General features: G+C 71.0%; 14 protein-coding genes. 7 read left to right on the forward strand and 7 right to left on the reverse strand.

Translation table 11 applies throughout. The features are described 5' to 3' along the window. Nucleotides 1-17: 17 nt before the first annotated feature. Genes NZH93_RS08310 through NZH93_RS08325 form a run of 4 tightly spaced genes read right to left on the reverse strand, consistent with a single transcriptional unit; the run spans nucleotide 18 to nucleotide 3,684 of the window. Nucleotides 18-1,007 (reverse strand): Gfo/Idh/MocA family protein, encoded by a 990-nt coding sequence (locus NZH93_RS08310; protein WP_259622369.1) that lies wholly within the window; start codon nucleotides 1,005-1,007, stop codon nucleotides 18-20. Next, the gene (locus tag NZH93_RS08315) at nucleotides 997-2,250 is read right to left on the reverse strand and encodes an ATP-grasp domain-containing protein (protein ID WP_259622370.1); all 1,254 of its coding nucleotides are present in this window, start codon (nucleotides 2,248-2,250) and stop codon (nucleotides 997-999) included. The genes NZH93_RS08310 and NZH93_RS08315 overlap by 11 nt, the downstream gene beginning before the upstream one ends. Then, nucleotides 2,247-2,507, reverse strand: coding sequence for an acyl carrier protein (locus tag NZH93_RS08320; protein ID WP_259622371.1), 261 nt, complete (start codon nucleotides 2,505-2,507; stop codon nucleotides 2,247-2,249). The genes NZH93_RS08315 and NZH93_RS08320 overlap by 4 nt, the downstream gene beginning before the upstream one ends. Nucleotide 2,508: 1 nt before the next feature. Then, complete coding sequence (locus tag NZH93_RS08325) at nucleotides 2,509-3,684, reverse strand: radical SAM protein (protein WP_259622372.1); 1,176 nt, start codon at nucleotides 3,682-3,684, stop codon at nucleotides 2,509-2,511. Nucleotides 3,685-4,258: 574 nt separating this feature from the next. On the opposite strand from NZH93_RS08325, the gene NZH93_RS08330 reads away from it, so the two are divergent. Continuing rightward, entirely contained in the window at nucleotides 4,259-5,008 is a 750-nt protein-coding gene (locus tag NZH93_RS08330; RefSeq protein ID WP_259622373.1) for a S1 family peptidase, read from the forward strand. 68 nt (nucleotides 5,009-5,076) lie between these two features. Here the strand turns inward: NZH93_RS08330 and NZH93_RS08335 are convergent, their stop codons facing one another. Beyond that, complete coding sequence (locus NZH93_RS08335; protein WP_259622374.1) at nucleotides 5,077-7,872, reverse strand: GH92 family glycosyl hydrolase; 2,796 nt, start codon at nucleotides 7,870-7,872, stop codon at nucleotides 5,077-5,079. A gap of 173 nt (nucleotides 7,873-8,045) precedes the next feature. Next, entirely contained in the window at nucleotides 8,046-8,969 is a 924-nt protein-coding gene (locus tag NZH93_RS08340) for a helix-turn-helix domain-containing protein (RefSeq protein WP_259622375.1), read from the reverse strand. A gap of 131 nt (nucleotides 8,970-9,100) precedes the next feature. Between NZH93_RS08340 and NZH93_RS08345 the strand changes: the two genes are divergently transcribed. Next, nucleotides 9,101-10,984 carry a Na+/H+ antiporter gene (locus tag NZH93_RS08345; RefSeq protein ID WP_259622376.1) on the forward strand — a complete coding sequence of 628 codons (1,884 nt, stop codon included), beginning with the start codon at nucleotides 9,101-9,103 and terminating at the stop codon, nucleotides 10,982-10,984. Nucleotides 10,985-11,266: 282 nt separating this feature from the next. Then, nucleotides 11,267-12,004, forward strand: a complete 738-nt coding sequence (locus NZH93_RS08350; RefSeq protein ID WP_259622377.1) for a chitinase — start codon at nucleotides 11,267-11,269, stop codon at nucleotides 12,002-12,004. Nucleotides 12,005-12,090: 86 nt separating this feature from the next. Here NZH93_RS08350 and NZH93_RS08355 read toward each other — a convergent pair whose 3' ends face one another. Then, nucleotides 12,091-14,064, reverse strand: coding sequence for a WD40 repeat domain-containing serine/threonine protein kinase (locus NZH93_RS08355; RefSeq protein ID WP_259622378.1), 1,974 nt, complete (start codon nucleotides 14,062-14,064; stop codon nucleotides 12,091-12,093). Between the two features lie 338 nt (nucleotides 14,065-14,402). On the opposite strand from NZH93_RS08355, the gene NZH93_RS08360 reads away from it, so the two are divergent. Genes NZH93_RS08360 through NZH93_RS08375 form a run of 4 tightly spaced genes read left to right on the forward strand, consistent with a single transcriptional unit; the run spans nucleotide 14,403 to nucleotide 17,421 of the window. Continuing rightward, nucleotides 14,403-15,149: an ABC transporter ATP-binding protein gene (locus tag NZH93_RS08360; RefSeq protein WP_259622379.1), complete on the forward strand. Its 747-nt coding sequence runs from the start codon at nucleotides 14,403-14,405 to the stop codon at nucleotides 15,147-15,149. Continuing rightward, nucleotides 15,146-16,129, forward strand: coding sequence for an ABC transporter permease (locus NZH93_RS08365; protein WP_259622380.1), 984 nt, complete (start codon nucleotides 15,146-15,148; stop codon nucleotides 16,127-16,129). The genes NZH93_RS08360 and NZH93_RS08365 overlap by 4 nt, the downstream gene beginning before the upstream one ends. 45 nt (nucleotides 16,130-16,174) lie before the next feature. Beyond that, complete coding sequence (locus NZH93_RS08370; RefSeq protein WP_372506601.1) at nucleotides 16,175-16,573, forward strand: GntR family transcriptional regulator; 399 nt, start codon at nucleotides 16,175-16,177, stop codon at nucleotides 16,571-16,573. Continuing rightward, the gene (locus NZH93_RS08375; RefSeq protein ID WP_259622382.1) at nucleotides 16,570-17,421 is read left to right on the forward strand and encodes an ATP-binding cassette domain-containing protein; all 852 of its coding nucleotides are present in this window, start codon (nucleotides 16,570-16,572) and stop codon (nucleotides 17,419-17,421) included. The genes NZH93_RS08370 and NZH93_RS08375 overlap by 4 nt, the downstream gene beginning before the upstream one ends. Nucleotides 17,422-17,423 lie beyond the last annotated feature (2 nt).

Genomic DNA, 17,423 nt, shown 5'->3' on the forward strand with positions numbered 1-17,423 from the left:
CGCGGGCAGCAGGTGGGTCATCGCGCCTCCTGGAGTCCGGTCCTCCGCGCACTCCGGTGCACGGCCGTCATCACGGCGATCCGTTCGGCCGCCGCGGGCAGTTCACCGCCCCAGGGCGGGCCGCCCGTCAGCCACCTCCCGACCGCCTTGAGCTGCTCGGTGTAGTACGAGCTCGCCGGGAACCCGATCACCTCCCTGGCTCCGTCCGCGCGCCGGACGACCAGGTTCAGCGGCACGGCGCCGCGCACCGGCAGCAGGAAGTTCCGCAGGGTGGCGGTGGCCCGGTCGAACACGAACTCGTGAGTGGCCACGTGCCGCTCGCCGACCCGGCAGCGAAGGCGCGCCATGCGCCCGTCCGGCCAGGACAGACCGGCGCGGAAGGAGCGGTCGACGCCGTTCGGGCCGTCGAACGCCGACTCGCCGGTCCCGGTGGCGCCGGTGAGCCCTACCGTCGCCTGGATCGCCTGGAGCCAGTAGCTCGCGGTGTCGTAGAAGATCCCGCCGCCCAGTTCGGGGAGGTCGCGGTAGCCACCCGGCTTCGGCGCGCCGAAGGTCAACTCGCTGTGGACCGTCCTGAGGTCGCCGTGCCGCCGGTCCGCGATCATCTCCCGGAGCGCGGCCTGCCACGGGTGGCCCGCCGTCGGCACCGCCTCGACCACGCGCACGCCGTCGCCGAGGTCCTGGATCTCGGCGAGTTCGTCCGTGTCGAGGCACAGCGGCTTCTCCACGATGACGTGCTTGCCCGCCCGCGCCGCCCGCAGGATCCACGGGTGGTGGGCGGAGTTGTGCAGGGAGAGGTAGACCGCGTCGACACCGGGATCGGCGAGCAGGTCGTCGTAGTTCCCGTGGACCAGCGGGATGCGGTTCCGGGCGGCGAACTCCGCGGCGCGCAGCGGATCCCGTGCCGCCACCGCGCGCACCGAGATCCCCTCGACCCCGGCGCTGGGCCGCACGACGGCCCGCTCGGCGATCCCCGTCGCACCGATCAGCCCGATCTCAAGCCGCATCCGGCACTCCCCTGGTGCTCATGCCTGCCGCGGCGACGGCGGCCCTCAGCCGGTCCCGCCAGAGCGGCAGCTCGCCCTGGCGGCAGAAGACGGCAACGTAGACGCGTCCGCCGGGTGAGGTCAGCGCACTCCCGCTGAGGACCGTCACCCCCGCGTCCTCGCCACCCCGGTAGCTCGCGGCACCGAGGGCGCGCACCAGGTCCGCCACACCTCGGTCCGGCCCGACCACGAGGTCGAGCTGCGTCAGGTGGCACCGCAACCCGTGGTGCGCGACGCGCAGGTCGAGCGTCCTGGTCAGCAGACCGAGCGAGTGGCGGGCGTTGACCTCCAGCACCGGGACCACCCGCCCGTCGTCGAGGAGCATCGAGTCGACGCCGATCGGGCCGAAGTACCCCGTCTCCGCGACGGCCTCGACCACACCGGTGAGCGCGCGGCGGTAGCCGTCCTCGTCGACGAGCCCCGGTGGCACCGGACCCGACTCCAGGTGCCGGAAGCCCCGGTTGGTCATCGCCTGAACGCCGAGCCACTCCCAGTTCCCACCTCGGTCGACCACGAGGTGGCCGGAGAAGTCGTGGCGCTTGGCGAACTTCGGCTGCACGAGCAGCTCGACCCGCTTGCCCGCCTCGACCTGCTTGCGGAGCACGCGCACGACCGCCGCCAGGACGCCGGGCGTGCCGACCTCCAGGATCGCCCGGCCGGACACCCCGTACGGGTCCTTCACGACGGCTGCTCCGTCCACTTCGGACACGGCGGCCACCAGGTCGTCGACGGTGCGCACGACGCGGCCCGCGCCGGGCAGGCCGAGCCGCCGGACCACCTCGTTCGACCACGTCTTGGAGTTCACCGCGATCACGGCGTCGAGGTCCGGGAGGTCGTCCCAGCCCATCCGCTCCGCCAACGCCACGGTGTCGGGCAGCACCGCGTACGGCACCAGCCCCTCGGCCTCCCCCATCTGCGCGACGACCGGATCGGGCAGCCGCCGCTCGACCGGTCCTCCCGACGGAGTGCCCGCGTCGACGCGTCCGAAGTGGACACCGGCTTCCGCGAGCCCGTCGACCAGCGCGGGATCCATGGGGCCGCGGGTGACGAGCAGGTCGCCGGGTCGGCAGAACCCGGCGAGCAGCTCGTCCATCCCCGCCACCGCGGCACCGCCGCCACCGGGGACCGCGGGCAGCGCGGCCAGGTCAGCCGGGCGCCACCAGGATTCCGCGTCGAACGTGCCGAGCCGGACCCGACCGCTCACGAGGCGGCCGGCACCAGGCCGGTCACGAACCTGCCGAACTGCCGCACCGAGCGCAGGTCGTCCAGTTCCAGGTTGTCGTAGTCCAGCTCGACGTCGAACTCGTCCTCGATGCCGAGCAGGAACGAGATCATCTGCAACGAGTCGACGCCGTACTCGTCGACCAGGTCGGCGTCGTGCGGGATCTCCGCGGGCTCGGTCCCGTTGGCGAGCACCCCCGCCAGCACCGCCTTGATCCTCTCCTCGACGGCCTCACCCATGTCACACCCCGTTCAGGTAGAGGAGGATGCACTTGGAGCAGACGGGCATCATCCCGTTGGCCGACATGATCTCGCGGACCTGCCGGAAGGACGGGCTCTGCCACAGCTCACCCACCGGGGTGTCGTAGAGGTTGCCCACCACGAACTCCGGGAAGAACTTGCACGAGCTGACGTTGCCGTCGGCGTGCACCTCCAGCCGGTTGGACACCGCCAGGCACTTGCTGCGGTGCTGGGCGGGCCGGGACGTGCCCAGGATGAACTCGTCCACCTCGTCGGGTTCGAGCTGCGGCTGGTAGCGCACGCGGACCCGCCACGGGCGCGAGGCCAGGCGGGCCATCGACTCGCGCAGCACCGGGAGCTGCTCGGGCGGGAGGCGGTAGGTGTAGGAGTGCCAGGTCGGCTGCTTGGTCTGGGTCTCCGGGCCGAGCCAGGCGAACGACTCGGCGTAGAGGCGGTCCATGGCCTGTGCCACTTCCGGGCTGATGTACCAGGGGAACTGGAAGTACACCGTGTTGACGCCGAGTTCCTCGGCCCACTCCATGAACTCGTACATCTTGCCGACGGTCACGTGGGACACCATGCAGGACAGCGAGAGCTCGCCGTCCCACGCACCGGACCGCTTGAGGTCCAGCATGGTCCGGATGTTGTCCATGGTCCTGCCGAAGGTCCCCTTGCCGCGCAACGCCTCGTGGTCCTCCCCCAGCCCGTCCAGGCTCACCAGGAGGTTGAGGTTCCGGCCGATGCGCAGCAGGTCGTCCAGCTTCCGCTTGAGCAGCAGGCCGTTGGTGCACATGTTGACCGTGCGCGGGTACCGTTCGAGCAGTTCGGCGACCTCACCGAAACGCGAGTGCATCAACGGTTCGCCGCCCCAGAGGAACAGTTTGGACCGCTGCGCGGCCGTCGCGGCGAGCACGTCCTCCACGACCTTCAGGTCCAGTTCGGTCCGCTGCCGCTGGGGGCTGAAGTCGCGGAAGAAGCCCTGTTCGTTCCACTGGTAGCAGTGGGTGCAGCGCAGGTTGCACCGGTAGGTCAGTTGCAGGCTCACCTCCTGCGGCAGCGGCGCGGCGTACCCCGGATCGGCCAGCAGGTTCCGGCGAGCCGAGGACCTCATGGCCACCGTGTGCTTGATGTCGGCGAACTCCTTGGCGTTCAACGTCCGGGTCGTGGTCGGCCGCATCGGCCTCCTTCCTACAGGTGAACTGCGACTCGATGGGCTAGGAGGCGGAGCCCGCGCACAGCGCTGCCGGGCCGAATTCCGCTGGACGGCCGGCGCGACAACCGGATTCCTCGAACATAGGGCAGCAATGGAAACGCCTCAAGGGGCACCAATTGGCACTTCTCTGCCCACTCCCGGCACACCGCCCGGACCAGCGCGAACACGCGGATGTTCGGTGTGACAACAGATCTGTCGACTTCGAACGGTTGACACCGACACCCGCGCACCACTATTGGCGACACGAATGCGCGAACGACAACTCCCGGAGACGTGGTCGGCAAGATCACCCCAGGGGCACCGGACGACAGGTCACAAGCACTCCGGACGGCCATAACCTTTGAGTGGCAGACGAATGCCAAGTCCATTGTGGCCGATCGCGACGACTCAGGCCTGTCCTGCTGTGGTCTCCTCCGAGGTCGAACGGCCCGGTGCGAACCACCGGGCGGCCGTGTCGCGCACGGGACGCTTATGCGATCCGTATCCCGACGGCCATAGCGTTGCGCCGTCCTGTCCACGAAACCCTTGGGAACACTGAATGTTGAGACGACTCCTGCTCGCACCGGCGCTGACCCTGGCGGTGATCGCCATGACGGCGGGCCACGCGGGCGCGATCATCGGCGGCCACCAGGTCGACCAGCGGACGTCCTGGATCGCGTCGGTGCAACGACCGGACGGCGCGCACGTGTGCACCGGCAGCCTCGTCGCGCCGCAATGGGTCCTGATGGCGTTCCACTGCACGCTGGCGGGCCCCGACTTCCAGGTCAGGATCGGCAGCCTCGACCGCTCGCGGGGCGGTGAGCTGGTCGGATCCGCGGAGGTCCGACCGCACCCGACCGCGTACTTCGACGAGGAGACGCACACCTTCGGCGGCACCGATCTCGCGCTGGTGAAGCTGGACCGACCGGTGCGGTCGACGCCCATCCCGCTGCTGACGTCCCCACCGCGCAACGGTTCGCCGCTCCGTCTGCTCGGCTGGGGCTACACCTGCCACACCGGGTGCGAGGAACTGCCCGAGCGGCTGCACGAGGTGACGGTGCCCGTCGACACCGAGGGCTGCGACACCCCGGAGCGCCAACGCCTGTGCGCGCGGGACCTGGCGCGTGGCGTCGCCGCCGGTGACTCCGGCGGTCCGGGTGTCGTGCGGACCCCCGGCGGGTGGCGGCTGGCCGGGGTCACCTCCGGAGGCGGCCAGGACGTGGAGACCGGCGAGTACCACACCCTCCAGCAGGACGTGAGCAGTCACCTCGAGTGGCTCCGCGCCACGATGGGCGCCGGCACGCCGTAGCGGCCGCGCCACCGGTTCACGGCGGGCGGCTGAGCACCTCGGCCCTCAGCCGCCCGCCGATCGACCGCCTACTGGTAGACCTCCACCTCGTAGACGCGCGTCGTGGCGTTGCCGCCCTGCTCAGCGGCCAGCACGGAGATCCTGACGTGCCGCCCGGACACCGACACCGCGTGCGTGCTCACGTCCGCCGTGTTGCCCCGCACCTGGGCCGCCGTCGACCACGTCGCACCGTCGTCGGACACCTGCACGTCGAAGTCCCGCGTGTTCCACCCCGCGTACTCGCCGCCCGCACCGGCGTGCCGCACCACCACGGACCCCAGGGCGAGCTTGCTGCCCAGGTCCACCTGGAGGTACTTCACCGACGCCGACGAGCAGAACTTGTCCGACGTACCACCCGACACGCTGCCGTTCACCGCCTTGTCGGCGGTCTCGTTCCCGTTGCACGACGCCGATCCCGACGCGGGCCTGCCCAGCGCCAGGTTCGTCGGTCCCGGCGTGCCGCTGTCGAACGACGGGGGCGCGTCGGCCGCGGCGCTGCCCCACCCCGTGTCCGGGGTCGTGCCAAGGGTGAACGACAGGGTGCCCCCGGTGGTGGCGAAGGACTCCGGCAGCCACGGCTTGGTCGAGGCGACGCCGTTGACCGAGAGCCCCTGGACGTACGGCGTCGCGGCGGCGGCGTTGTCGGCGTTGAGGGTCAGGGTGACGCCGTTGGCGCGGTGCACCACGATCCGCGGGAACAACGGGCTCGCGACCAGCAGTTCGGCGCGGCCGGGGGCGAGCGGGTACAGGCCCATCGCGGCCCAGACGTACCAGGACGACATGGCTCCCAGGTCGTCCTGCCCCGGAATACCGCCCGGCGCCGCCGACCACAGCGTGTTGACCACCTGGCGCACGGTCTGCTGGGTCTTGTGGGGACTGCCCGCGAAGGCGTAGAGCCACGGCGCGCCGATGGACGGCTCGTTGTTCATCTCCGCCTTGAGCCCACCGGCTCCCGTCAACGCCCAGGTCCCGTCGGCGCGGTGGAAGAAGCTGTCCAGCTTGGTGGTCGCCGCGGCGTTGCCGCCCATCCGGTCGAACAGCCCGCGCACGTTGTGCGGCACCATCCACGTGTACTGCGCCGCGCTGCCCTCGGCGAACCCGTTGCTGCTCGCGGGGTCGAAGGACGGCCAGGAGCCGTTGTCGTTGCGGTCCTGGGCGTACCCGCCGTTGGCCGGGTTGTACACGTTCTTCCAGTACTGCGCGCGGGCGAGGAACTCGTCACGGGTCCCGTTCTGCCCCAGCCGCGCCGCCAACTGCGAAAGGCCGAAGTCGGCGACGGAGTCCTCCAGGGTCTCCCCCGCGCCGCCCCACGCGTTGCCGTTGGCCGGGATGTAGTGCTTGGACAGCCACTTGTCCAGCGACGGCCGCTCGCCGACCACCATGACGTTCCACCCGTCACGGCTGAGGTCCGCGCTCGTGACCGTGGTCGCGGCCCGCACCATCGACGTCAGCGCGGCCTGCGCGTCGAACCCCGTGCCGCCGAAGGCGTGGATGCTCGGCAGGGCGGCGTGCGCGGGGTCGCCGGTCATCACGTGGGTGCCGCCCGCGGCGTGGGTCCACCGGTCCCAGACGCCGTTGTTCTGGTCGGCCTGGTTCAGCAGCGACTGGGCGATGTCGCCGCCGACGTCGGGTCGCACCAGGGTGAGCAGTTGCAACTGGCTGCGGTAGGCGTCCCAGCCGGAGAAGTTGGCGTACTGCGCCCGCTGGCCGCCCGACACCGCGTGGACCGCCTGGTCCATGCCGGTGTACTGCCCGTTGGTGTCGCTGAACACGTTGGGGTGCAACAGGGAGTGGTAGAGGGCGGTGTAGAAGGTGGTCTGCTGCGCCGTGGTGCCGCCGGTGATCTCGACGCGCTGGAGTTCGGTGTTCCAGGCGGCGCGGGCGGCCTGCCGCACCGAGTCGAAGCTGGTGCCCGCCGGGTTCTCGGCCTCCAGGTTGGCCCTCGCGCCCGCCTGGCTCACGAAGGAGATGCCGACCCGCATGGTGACCGCCTGGCCAGCGGCGAAGGTGACGTACCCGCCGGAGCCGCGGCCCGCGGCCGGGTAGCCGTTGGTGCCGTAGGTGGTGCCTCCCGACGCACTGGTGGTGCCGGGCCGCAGCGTGCCGTCCTGCCAGGTGCCGGTGCTGGTGAACGGCTGGTCGAACACGGCGTGGAAGTGCAGGGTGTAGTAGCTGCGCCTGCCGATGGCGTTGATGTAGCCGCAGAAGTTGCCGCTGGTCACCGAGCCGGAGATGGTGCGGTTGGCGGCGTCGACCGTGGTCTGCGCGGCGCTGCTGCCCACCTCGGAGTTCGACGTCCGCACGAGCAGCGAGGCGGTCTTGCCCGCCGGGTAGGTCCAGCGCGCGGAGGCGGTGCGGGTGGTCGCGGTGAGTTCCGCCCCGATCCCGGAGGCCAGTCCGACCCGGTAGTGGCCCGCGGTGCCGCTCTCGTCGGCGTGGGCGAAGTCGCTCGCGTACTTCGCGTCGGTGGTGTCCGAACTGGGCGAGGTGTCCACCGCGCCCGCGTGCGGCAGGAACGGGATGTCGCCGTAGGCGCCCGCGCAGCCGGTGCCGGACATGTGCGTCAGCGCGAACCCCCGGACGCGCGTGGCGTCGTAGCGGTACCCGCCGGGCGCCGCGGCACGGGTCTGGTCGCCGCGGGTGTTCTCCGGGCTGAACTGCACCATGCCGAACGGGGTGGCCGCGCCGGGGAAGGTCTCGCCGTGGTTGCTGGTCCCGATCAGGGTGTTCACCAGGCCCGCGGGGTCGGCGACGGCCGCGGCGGCCCGTGCGGGCGGGCTCGCGACCGACGCGATCAGCAGTGCTCCGGCCGCGAGCGTTGACAACGTTGTCTTCAGCGTAGAGCGGTGTGTCTTGACGAATGGACGCATGCTGCCTCCACGACGTGCAGGGACGGTTCTCCCTGTCTAGGCCCGCCGAGGTGGTGCTGCCAGGCCCGAAATTTCGCCCGCTGGACCGCCCGCCCGTCCGTGTACAGTGCCCGACCCCGCGCACGGGGTCAGGTCCACCGCCACCCGATCCCCAGCACCCCGGAGTCCACGGCGGAGGCGAGCAGGTGGACGGTGTGGTGCTCGCTGAGCCGGAGGGCGCCGGTCGGGTGCCGCCCGTCCTCCAGGTCCCGCTGGGCGAACGCGTGGCAGCGCACCGGCACCGCGCGCGGGTCGAAGCGCGCTTGCAGGAGGAACTGCTGGGTGGGGTTGCGGAACCCGTAGGCGAACTCGGTCGTCACGCCCGCGGTGGGGTCGACCAGCTCGCTCTCGAACACCCAGGTCTCCCCCGCCCGCAGCACGTGGTCGAACACCAGCTCGTAGACCAGCCCCGGCGCACTGGGGTGCGGCACGAACCTGCCCGGACGGCAATTGGCCAGTCCTCGCGCGACCACCAGCCCCGGCACGCAGGAGGGGTTCCCGTAGTACCGCACCACGTACCGGTCCACGCCGTCGTGCACGGCGCGGACCAGGAGCTGCGACCACAGCGTCGTCCCGCACCGCTCGGCGTCGACGGTGATCTTGTGCTGGACGCTGATCACCTCGACGTCCTGGTTGTGCGCGGACAGCAGGCCGTCGAGCAGGTCGCTGACCGGCGCGATGTCCGCGCAGCGCGGGGCCGACGTCCGCGCCGCCTGCCCCCTGCCGCCGGTCGCCACGAGCCGCACCAGCGACTCCGGCCGGACGCCGAGGACGCGCTCCAGTTCGCGCACGGCGTTCAGGGAAGCCGGGGTCTCCGGGCGGCTGTGCCCGTTCTGCCAGTTGCTCAGGCTCGACAGGCCGACCGAGACACCGCGCCGGGCCAGGTGGAACCGCAGGCGTTCGAGGGTGAGGCCGCGTTCCCGGATGGCCGCGCGGAGGGCGACGTGGAACAGCCCGCCGGGCAGACCGCCGTCGATCCGCGACCTCCGCGCCGGTTCACCGGGTCCACCCATGCCGTCACCTGAGCCCGTTCTCGACACCTGATGACCGGGTTGATCCTAGCCGCGGGCACGACCACGCGGGGCCGTCGTGCCCGTACCGGCCCCGGTGGCACCGCCGCGGTGGTCCGGGTGAGGATTACCCCGTGCACATCGCGGCAGAGATAGTGGTCCTGGTCGTGACCGTCCTGGTCGTCAGCGCCGCGGCGCGGCGGCTGGACTGGTCCGCACCGCTGTGCCTGATCGCCGTCGGCGTCGGCGCTTCCTACATGCCGGGAGTCCCCGAGTACCACCTCGACCCCGAGGTCGTGCTGCTCGGGCTGCTCCCCCCGCTGCTGTACTCGGCGGCCATCCAGACGTCGCTGATCGACTTCCGGAGGAACCGCGGCGCGATCGGGCTGATGTCGGTCGGGCTCGTCGTGTTCACCGCCCTGGGCGTCGGGCTGGTCGCCTGGGCGGTGATCCCCGACCTCCCGCTCGCCGCGGGCATCGCGCTCGGCGCCGTCGTGGCCCCGCCGGACGCGGTCGCCGCCAGCGCGGTCGCCCGGCGGGTCGGGATGCCCCGCAAGCTGACCCGGCTCCTGGAGGCCGAGAGCCTGTTCAACGACGCCGCCGCGCTGGTCGCCCTCCGCACGGCCATCGCCGCGCTGGCGGGCTCGATCAGCCTCTGGCAGGTCGGCGCCGACTTCCTGCTCGCTGCGGTCGGCGGGATCGCCGTCGGACTGGTGGTCGGGTTCGCCACCGCGTTCATCCGGTCCCGGCTGGACGAGCCCGTGCTGGACACCGCGCTGTCGTTCGCGGTGCCGTTCATCGCCTACCTCCCGGCCGAGGCGATCCACGGTTCCGGCGTGCTCGCGGTGGTGATCGCCGGGCTGATCCTGGGCCACAAGGCGCCGCGGATCCTCTCCGGCTCGACCCGGCTCGCCAGCAGGCTCAACTGGCAGACCATCGCGTTCCTGCTGGAGAACACCGTCTTCCTGCTGATCGGCTTGCAGTTGCGGCGGATCCTCACCGAGGTGGACCAGTCCGGGCTGTCCCCGGCGATGCTCACCTGGATCTGCGTCGCGGTGCTCGGCGCGACCATCCTCACGAGGGTCCTGTGGCTGGTCGGGATCGGCACCGCGAAGCGGGTGCAACGACGCCTGATGCCGACCAGGACGAAGGGGAAGGTCTGGCCGTGGCGCTACTCCGCGGTGATCTCCTGGGCGGGGATGCGCGGGGTCGTCACGCTCGCCGCGGCGTTCATCCTGCCCGCGGACACCCCGCAGCGCGCGGTGCTCGTGCTGGCGGCGTTCGTCGTCGTGGCGGGCACGCTGTCCTTGCAGGGCATGACGCTGCCCCCGCTGATCCGGCGGCTGCGGCTGCCGAGGCCGGACCCGGCGGAGGACGCCCTCCAGGAGGCGGCCGTCCTGCACGACATGACCCGCGCGGCACTGGCGAAGCTGGAGGAGATCCGGACGCCGGACGACCCGCCCGAGATCGTCCAGCGCCTCCGCGACCGGATGCGCAACCGCGCCGACTCGGCGTGGGAGCAGCTCGGCAGGCAGAGCGCGCTGGTCGAGACGCCGAGCGACGCGTACCGACGGCTGCGGCTCGCGCTGCTGGACGTGGAGCGCGAGCAGTTCCTGAAGGCCCGTGACAGCGGGAGCGCCGACGACGACGTCCTGCGGCGCGTGCTGGCCCGGCTCGACATCGAGGAGTCGATGCTCGACCGCCACGACGAGGAGCCCGAGGTCGAGGGCCGCGAACTGCGCACCCCCGCGGCGACGGCACGGTCCTGCAAGCACCTGGCCCACGACTGGGTCGAGAGGGACACCGCGTCGCCGGACGCCTGCCAGGCCTGCGTCGACGAGGGGATGACGTGGGTGCACCTGCGGAAGTGCCTCAAGTGCGGCAACGTCGCGTGCTGCGACTCCTCGCCGGGCCGCCACTCCGCCCAGCACTTCCACGACACCCGCCACCCGGTGATGCGCAGCTTCGAACCGGGCGAGACCTGGCGGTGGTGCTTCGTGGACAAGCAGCTCGGCTGACCTCGGCGTCCGAACGGGCTCACCGCCACCCGAGTGGCCGTTGCAGAGGACGGAACACACCTACGGAAAGTAGAGATTGACGGCTTCCCGGCCGTCTGCTCGTCACCCGGTCGGCCCAATCGACTCCTACCCGCTGCCGTTCACGGGGAGGGGTCGTTGGGCCGATCGCGGCCTCTTGCCGTGAGAGCGGTTTCACGCACCGACGATTGGTCCATACCTATTGGTGTAGTCCAACCGGATCGGTCGTACCGCGCACGACCGGCATGACAAGAGGAGTCCCGAATGTCGATACCCCGGTTCCTGAAGCGCGCCGGAGTGGCGATGACCGCGCTCGCCGCCACCACCGGCGTGCTCGTGCTCCCCGCCACGACCTCGTCAGCCGAACCGTCCACATCGGCAGCGTCCTTCGTGGTCAGCGAGGCCCAGTTCGACCAGATCTTCCCCGGCCGCAACAGCTTCTACACCTACGGCGGTCTGACGGCCGCGCTCGACGCCTACCCCGGTTTCGCCAACACCGGCGACGACGCGGTGAAGAAGCAGGAGGCCGCGGCCTTCCTGGCCAACGTCAACCACGAGACCGGCGGTCTCGTCCACATCGTCGAGCAGAACACGGCGAACTACCCGCACTACTGCGACGCCGGCCAGCCCTACGGCTGCCCCGCGGGTCAGGCCGCGTACTACGGCCGCGGCCCGATCCAGTTGAGCTGGAACTTCAACTACAAGGCGGCCGGGGACAACCTGGGCATCGACCTGCTCAACAACCCGTACCTGGTCGAGCAGGACGCGGCCGTCGCGTGGAAGACCGGTCTCTGGTACTGGAACACCCAGACCGGCCCCGGCACGATCACCCCGCACGACGCGATGGTGACCGGCCGCGGTTTCGGTGAGACCATCCGCAGCATCAACGGGTCCATCGAGTGCAACGGCGGCAACCCGGCGCAGGTGCAGAGCCGGATCGACAAGTACACCCAGATCACCGGGATCCTGGGTGTCCCGGCGGGCGACAACCTGTCCTGCTGACACCGTGCGCGTGGGGCCTTCCCGAGCTTTCCGGGAAGGCCCCACGCGCGTTCACGGGTTGTCGGGCACCACACCGCCGTCCGAGGTCAGCGGGCCAGCTTCCAGATCCGGACGGTCTCGTCCGCGCCACCGCAGGCGATCCGCTCGCCCTTGGCGTCGAACGCCACCGTCTCGATCCGACCGGCGGCGCCGATGACGGTGGCGCGGATCCTCTTGGTCTCCACGTCCCACAACTGGATGAAGTTGCCCTGACCCCAGACGGCGATGGTCGCGCCGTCCGGGTGGTACAGCGCGTGCGAGATGGTGAGGCCGTCGTCGGCCCTGTCGAAGACCGCCTTGCTCTTGGCGGTCGCCACGTCCCAGAGCTGCATGCTGTTCTTGCCGTCGGCGTCGACGACCGCGAGGGTCTTGCCGTCCGGGGAGAACGACACGGCGCTGCCGGTCGAGTCGGTGATGGTGCGGACCGTCTTCCCGCTGGCAGGGTCCGACAGCCGGACCTCCCCGGACTTGGTGCCGCCGTTGGCCAGCAGCGAGCCGTCCGGGCTGAACGCCAGCTCGTGGCCGCCGTCGCCGTCGGGCAGGCCGATCTTGACGTTGCGCGTCGCCACGTCCCACACCTTGATGCCGCCGGTGTGGGTCACGCCCGCCACGGTCTTGCCGTCCGGGTGGAACGCCAGGCTCTTCATGATCGACCGGCTCTGGTCCAGCGGGCCGATCATCGTGCGGTCGGCGACGTTCCACAGGTACGTGGTGGCGTCGCCGGTGCGGTTGCCGCCCGCCGCCAGGATCTTGCCGTCGGGGCTGAACGCCACCGCGCACGCCGACGCGCCACCCGGCCCGTCCGGGTTCTTGACCGTGCCGACCAGCTTCCCGGTCTCCGTGTCCCACAGGCGAACCACGGCGCGGTCGTCGCCGAGGCCGCCGTCGGCGCTCGCGAGCAGCTTGCCGTCCGGGCTGAACGCGATCGACGTGATCCTGTCCTGGTGGTCGACGAGCTGGACGTGCTCGGCGATCTCCTCCGGCGCGCCCGACGCGACCGGTGAGGTCGAGGTCCGCTCGGCACCGCCGTCCTTGACCGGGACGCCGTCCTTGGTCTTGTCCCCCATGGACGGCAGGTTCACGGCCTCGCCCGTCCGGTCCTTCGCCGTGAGCCACCACGCGGTGCCGCCGCCGATCACCGCGAGCGCGCCGCCACCCGCCAGCAGCAGGGCGCGCCTGCTGACACCGGATCGGGCCTGGGGCGGCGCGCCGGGCGCTCCCGCGAGCAGCGCCATCGCCTGGTCCACGGTCGCGCGTTCGGCCGGGTTCTTGCGCAGCAAACCGCCCAACAGCGGGGAAAGCGTCCCCGCCCGCACCGGAGGAGGCGGGTCCTGGGTGAGCAGCATCGACAGCGTCGCCATGAAGTCCTGGCCCTGGAACGGCGGTCTGCCCTCCACCGCGGCGTACAGCGTCGCCCCCAACGACCACATGTCGGTCGCCGGCGTGATCGACGTGCCCGCACCCTGCTCGGGCGCCATGTACGCGGGTGTGCCCACAATGGACCCGTCGGTGGTCAGCGCGGCGTCACCGATCAGCCTGGCGATGCCGAAGTCCGTGATCACCACCCGGTCGCCGGACAGCAGCACGTTGGCGGGCTTGAGGTCCCGGTGCACGATCCCCGCCTGGTGCGCCACCTTCAGCGCCGCCAGCATCGCCCCGCCGATGTGGGCGACCTGCTCCACGGGCAGCGCGCCGCGCGCCCGGATGGCGTCGGACAGCGAGCCACCCCGCACGAACTCCATGACGATCATCGGGGCGCCGTTGTACTCGACGACGTCGTGAACGGTGACGATGCCGGGGTGGTTGAGGTGGCCCGCCAGTTGCGCCTCGCGCATGACGCGGCGGCAGGACAACTCCCGCTCCTGCTCGTCGAGCCCGGTCGGCAGCAGCAGCTCCTTGACGGCCACCTCGCGGCCGATCAGCTCGTCGCGGCCCAGCCACACCCGGCCCATGCCACCGGTACCGATCACCTGAACGAGCCGGTACCGCTGAGCAACCAGGCTTCCCGTCGCATCCGTCACGGCGCGCAGCTTAGAGGGGCGTCCGCTCCCCCGTGGGCGTATCCCTCAAGTTCGTGAAAGGCCGGAACTGTTGGTACCAAGCAACATCGTGCGGGCACAATCAGCCGGGAATGAACCGGACCGCCACAGAACCGTTGGAGGGTAACGATTTCCTGTCATCGACGGTCCGGATCGACGACTCGCGCACCAGTGCGCCGGGTCGAGCCGCGGTCGTCTCACCATGATCGAGTACGCACCTCGCCGCCAGGTTGCTCCACGAGGCGGGAATCACCGGTCCACTACTTCACTAGTGAAAGGTGTTACCTTGTGCCGCAGCCGACGACGGAGGAGAGACGGCCGTGAACTTGCGAAGTCAGCCTGACCAGGCGCTTCCGGTCATCGCCCAGGGACTGGGCAAGAAGTACCGCAGAGGATGGGCACTGCGGGAGACGTCCCTCGTGGTCCCGCGGAACCGGATCGTGGCCCTCGTCGGCCCGAACGGCGCGGGCAAGAGCACGCTGATGGGGCTGATCACCGGGCTGCTGCGCCCGACGACCGGTGGGCTCACCGTCTTCGGCGACCGCCCGGCGGGCAAGGGGCTGCACCCCGCCGTGTCCTACCTGGCCCAGCAGAAGCCGCTGTACCAGCAGTTCACCGTGACCGAGACGCTGCGGCTCGGGGCGCGCACCAACCCGACGTGGAACCAGGACTACGCCGAGCACCTGGTCGAGCAGGCGGCGGTGCCGATGGGCGCGAAGGTGGGCACGCTGTCCGGTGGCCAGCGCACCCGCGTCGCGCTGGCACTGGCCCTCGGCAAGCGCCCGAGCCTGCTGCTGCTCGACGAGCCGCTGGCCGACCTGGACCCGCTGGCCCGCGAGACCGTGCTGCGCACGCTGGTCACCGAGGCGCGGACGCAGGGCATCACCGTGGTGCTGTCCTCGCACGTGCTGGCGGAACTGGAAGGCGTGTGCGACCACCTCGTGCTGCTGCACAACGGCCGGGTCCTGCTGGCCGGGGACGTCAACCGGCTCAGCGCCGACGGCACCCCGCTCGGCGAACTGGCACTGAACCACATGCGCCGGGCGGCGCAGGAGGAAGCGGCATGATCTGGGTCTCCTGGCGGCGGCAGCGCCCGCAGCTCATCACCCTGCTCGCCATGCTGGTCGTCGGCGCGGGCGTCGTCGTCCTGCTGCGGTCGAGCATGCTGGACTCCATCACCTCGTCGGGGCTCACCGAGTGCGTGACGCGAACGACCCAGGAGTGTTCGACGAACAAGTCGGCGGGCGACTTCCGCGCGGAGTGGTCGACCAGGCTCCAACTGGGCCAGGCCGCGATCATCTTCCTGCCCGTCCTGATCGGCCTCTTCATCGGCGCCCCGCTGTTCGCCAGGGAACTGGAGCAGGGGACCCACGTCCTGGCCTTCACCCAGTCGGTGAGTCGCACCCGGTGGATGCTCAGCAAGCTGGTCGTCGCGCTGGTACCCGCGCTGGTCGTGCTGATCGCGCTGCAATACCTGGTCTGGTGGTGGCTGACCACGGCCGGGGTGATGGGTCCGCGGGTCAACGGGTCGTTCCAGGTCTTCAACTTCGGGATCGAGCACGTCTCGCCGGTCGCCTACACGCTGTTCGCCTTCGCGGTCGGAGCCTTCGTCGGAGTGGTGACCCGCCGCACCCTGGTGGCGATGATCGTGACGCTCGGCGCGTTCACCGTCCTGCGCTTCGCCCTGTTCGACGTGGTGACCAGGGTGATGACCACCCAGCGCGAGGTGGTCACCTCCGGCTTGTCGCCCACGGCGTCCCGCGACGCCAGCCTGGTGATCAGCCAGGGCTACCTCGACGCCGCCGGGCAGCCGATCGCCCCCGACAAGGTCGGCGCAGCGGTCCAGGCCTGCAAGGCGACGTGGACGCCGGAGGGGCAGCAGGAGTACGTGGCGTGCTTGGCGAAGTCCGACCTCGGCAGGCGGTACGCGGACTTCATCCCGGAGAGCCAGGCCTGGCAGGCGCACCTCGTCGACGCGTCGATCTACGGCGCGCTCGCGGTCCTGCTGCTGGTGGGCACCGGCTGGGCGCTGCGGCGCCAGAGCTGAGCGTCGTGGGACCCCTGAGCGGCGGGAGCACCTATGCTGGCCGATGTGATCGAGTTCCGGATCGACCGGCGCTCCGGGGTCTCCACCTACATGCAGATCATCCAGCAGGTCAGACAGGCCATGCGACTGGGACTGCTCAACCCCGGCGACCGGCTGCCCTCAGCGCGGGAGGTGGTGGAGGCGACCGCCGTCAACCCCAACACCGTGCTCAAGGCGTACCGCGAGCTGGAACGGGAAGGACTCGTGGAGGCCCGTCGCGGCCTGGGCACGTTCGTGACCAAGTCGCTGTCCTCGGAGGCCACCACCGGCGACGACGCGCCGCTCCGGCAGGAGCTGGCGGGCTGGATGGGCCGCGCCCAGCAGGGCGGCCTCGTCGTCGAGGACGTCGACGCCCTGTACTCCGCGGTCCGCGACGAGCACTACCCCGCCGAGGAACGATCATGAACCCCTTGACCGCCACCGCCGTTGGCAAGCGGTACCGCTCCCGCTGGGCGGTCCGCGACTGCTCCTTCACCATCCCCGAGGGCAAGGTCGTCGCCCTGGTCGGCCCGAACGGCGCGGGCAAGAGCACGCTGCTGGGCATGGCCGCGGGCATCGTCCGCCCCACGACCGGCGGCCTGAGCGCCTTCGGCACGCCCACCGCGGGCCGCACCCACCCCGACGTCTCCTACCTGGGGCAGAACAGGTCGCTCTACCACGACCTCACGGTGCGCGAACTGACGCGGGCCGTCGGGAGCATGAACGACCGCTGGTCGACCGACCGGGTCCACGAGGTGCTCGGGCTGCTGACGGGCGTGGACCACGACGCCAAGGTCGGCACCCTGTCCGCGGGCACCCGGACCCAGGTGGCCATCGCGATGGCGCTGGGACGGCTCCCCCGGCTGCTGCTCCTGGACGAGCCGCTGTCCGACCTGGACCCGCTGGCCCGCGACGAGACGCTCCGGATCATCATGACCGAGGTCGCCGACCGCGGCACCACGGTGGTGATGTCCTCGCACCTGCTCACCGACCTGCGCGAGGTGTGCGACCACATCCTGCTGGTAGACGAGGGCCGGGTCCAGGTCGACGGTGACATCGAGGAAGTCCTCGCGCGGCACCGGATCCTGGTCGGCCCGGCCGCCGACGAGTCCTCTGTGGAGGGAACGCTGGTCAGCGCGACCCGCACGGCGCGCCAGTCCACGCTGCTGCTGCGGGAGGCCGCACCGACGCCGAAGGGCTGGGAGGGCACCGAACCCGACCTGGAGTCGCTGGTCATGGGCTACCTTCGAGCGTCACGCGAACGGCGGAGGTGAGG

Source organism: Umezawaea endophytica, assembly GCF_025061645.1.
Classification (GTDB): Bacteria; Actinomycetota; Actinomycetes; order Mycobacteriales; family Pseudonocardiaceae; genus Umezawaea; species Umezawaea endophytica.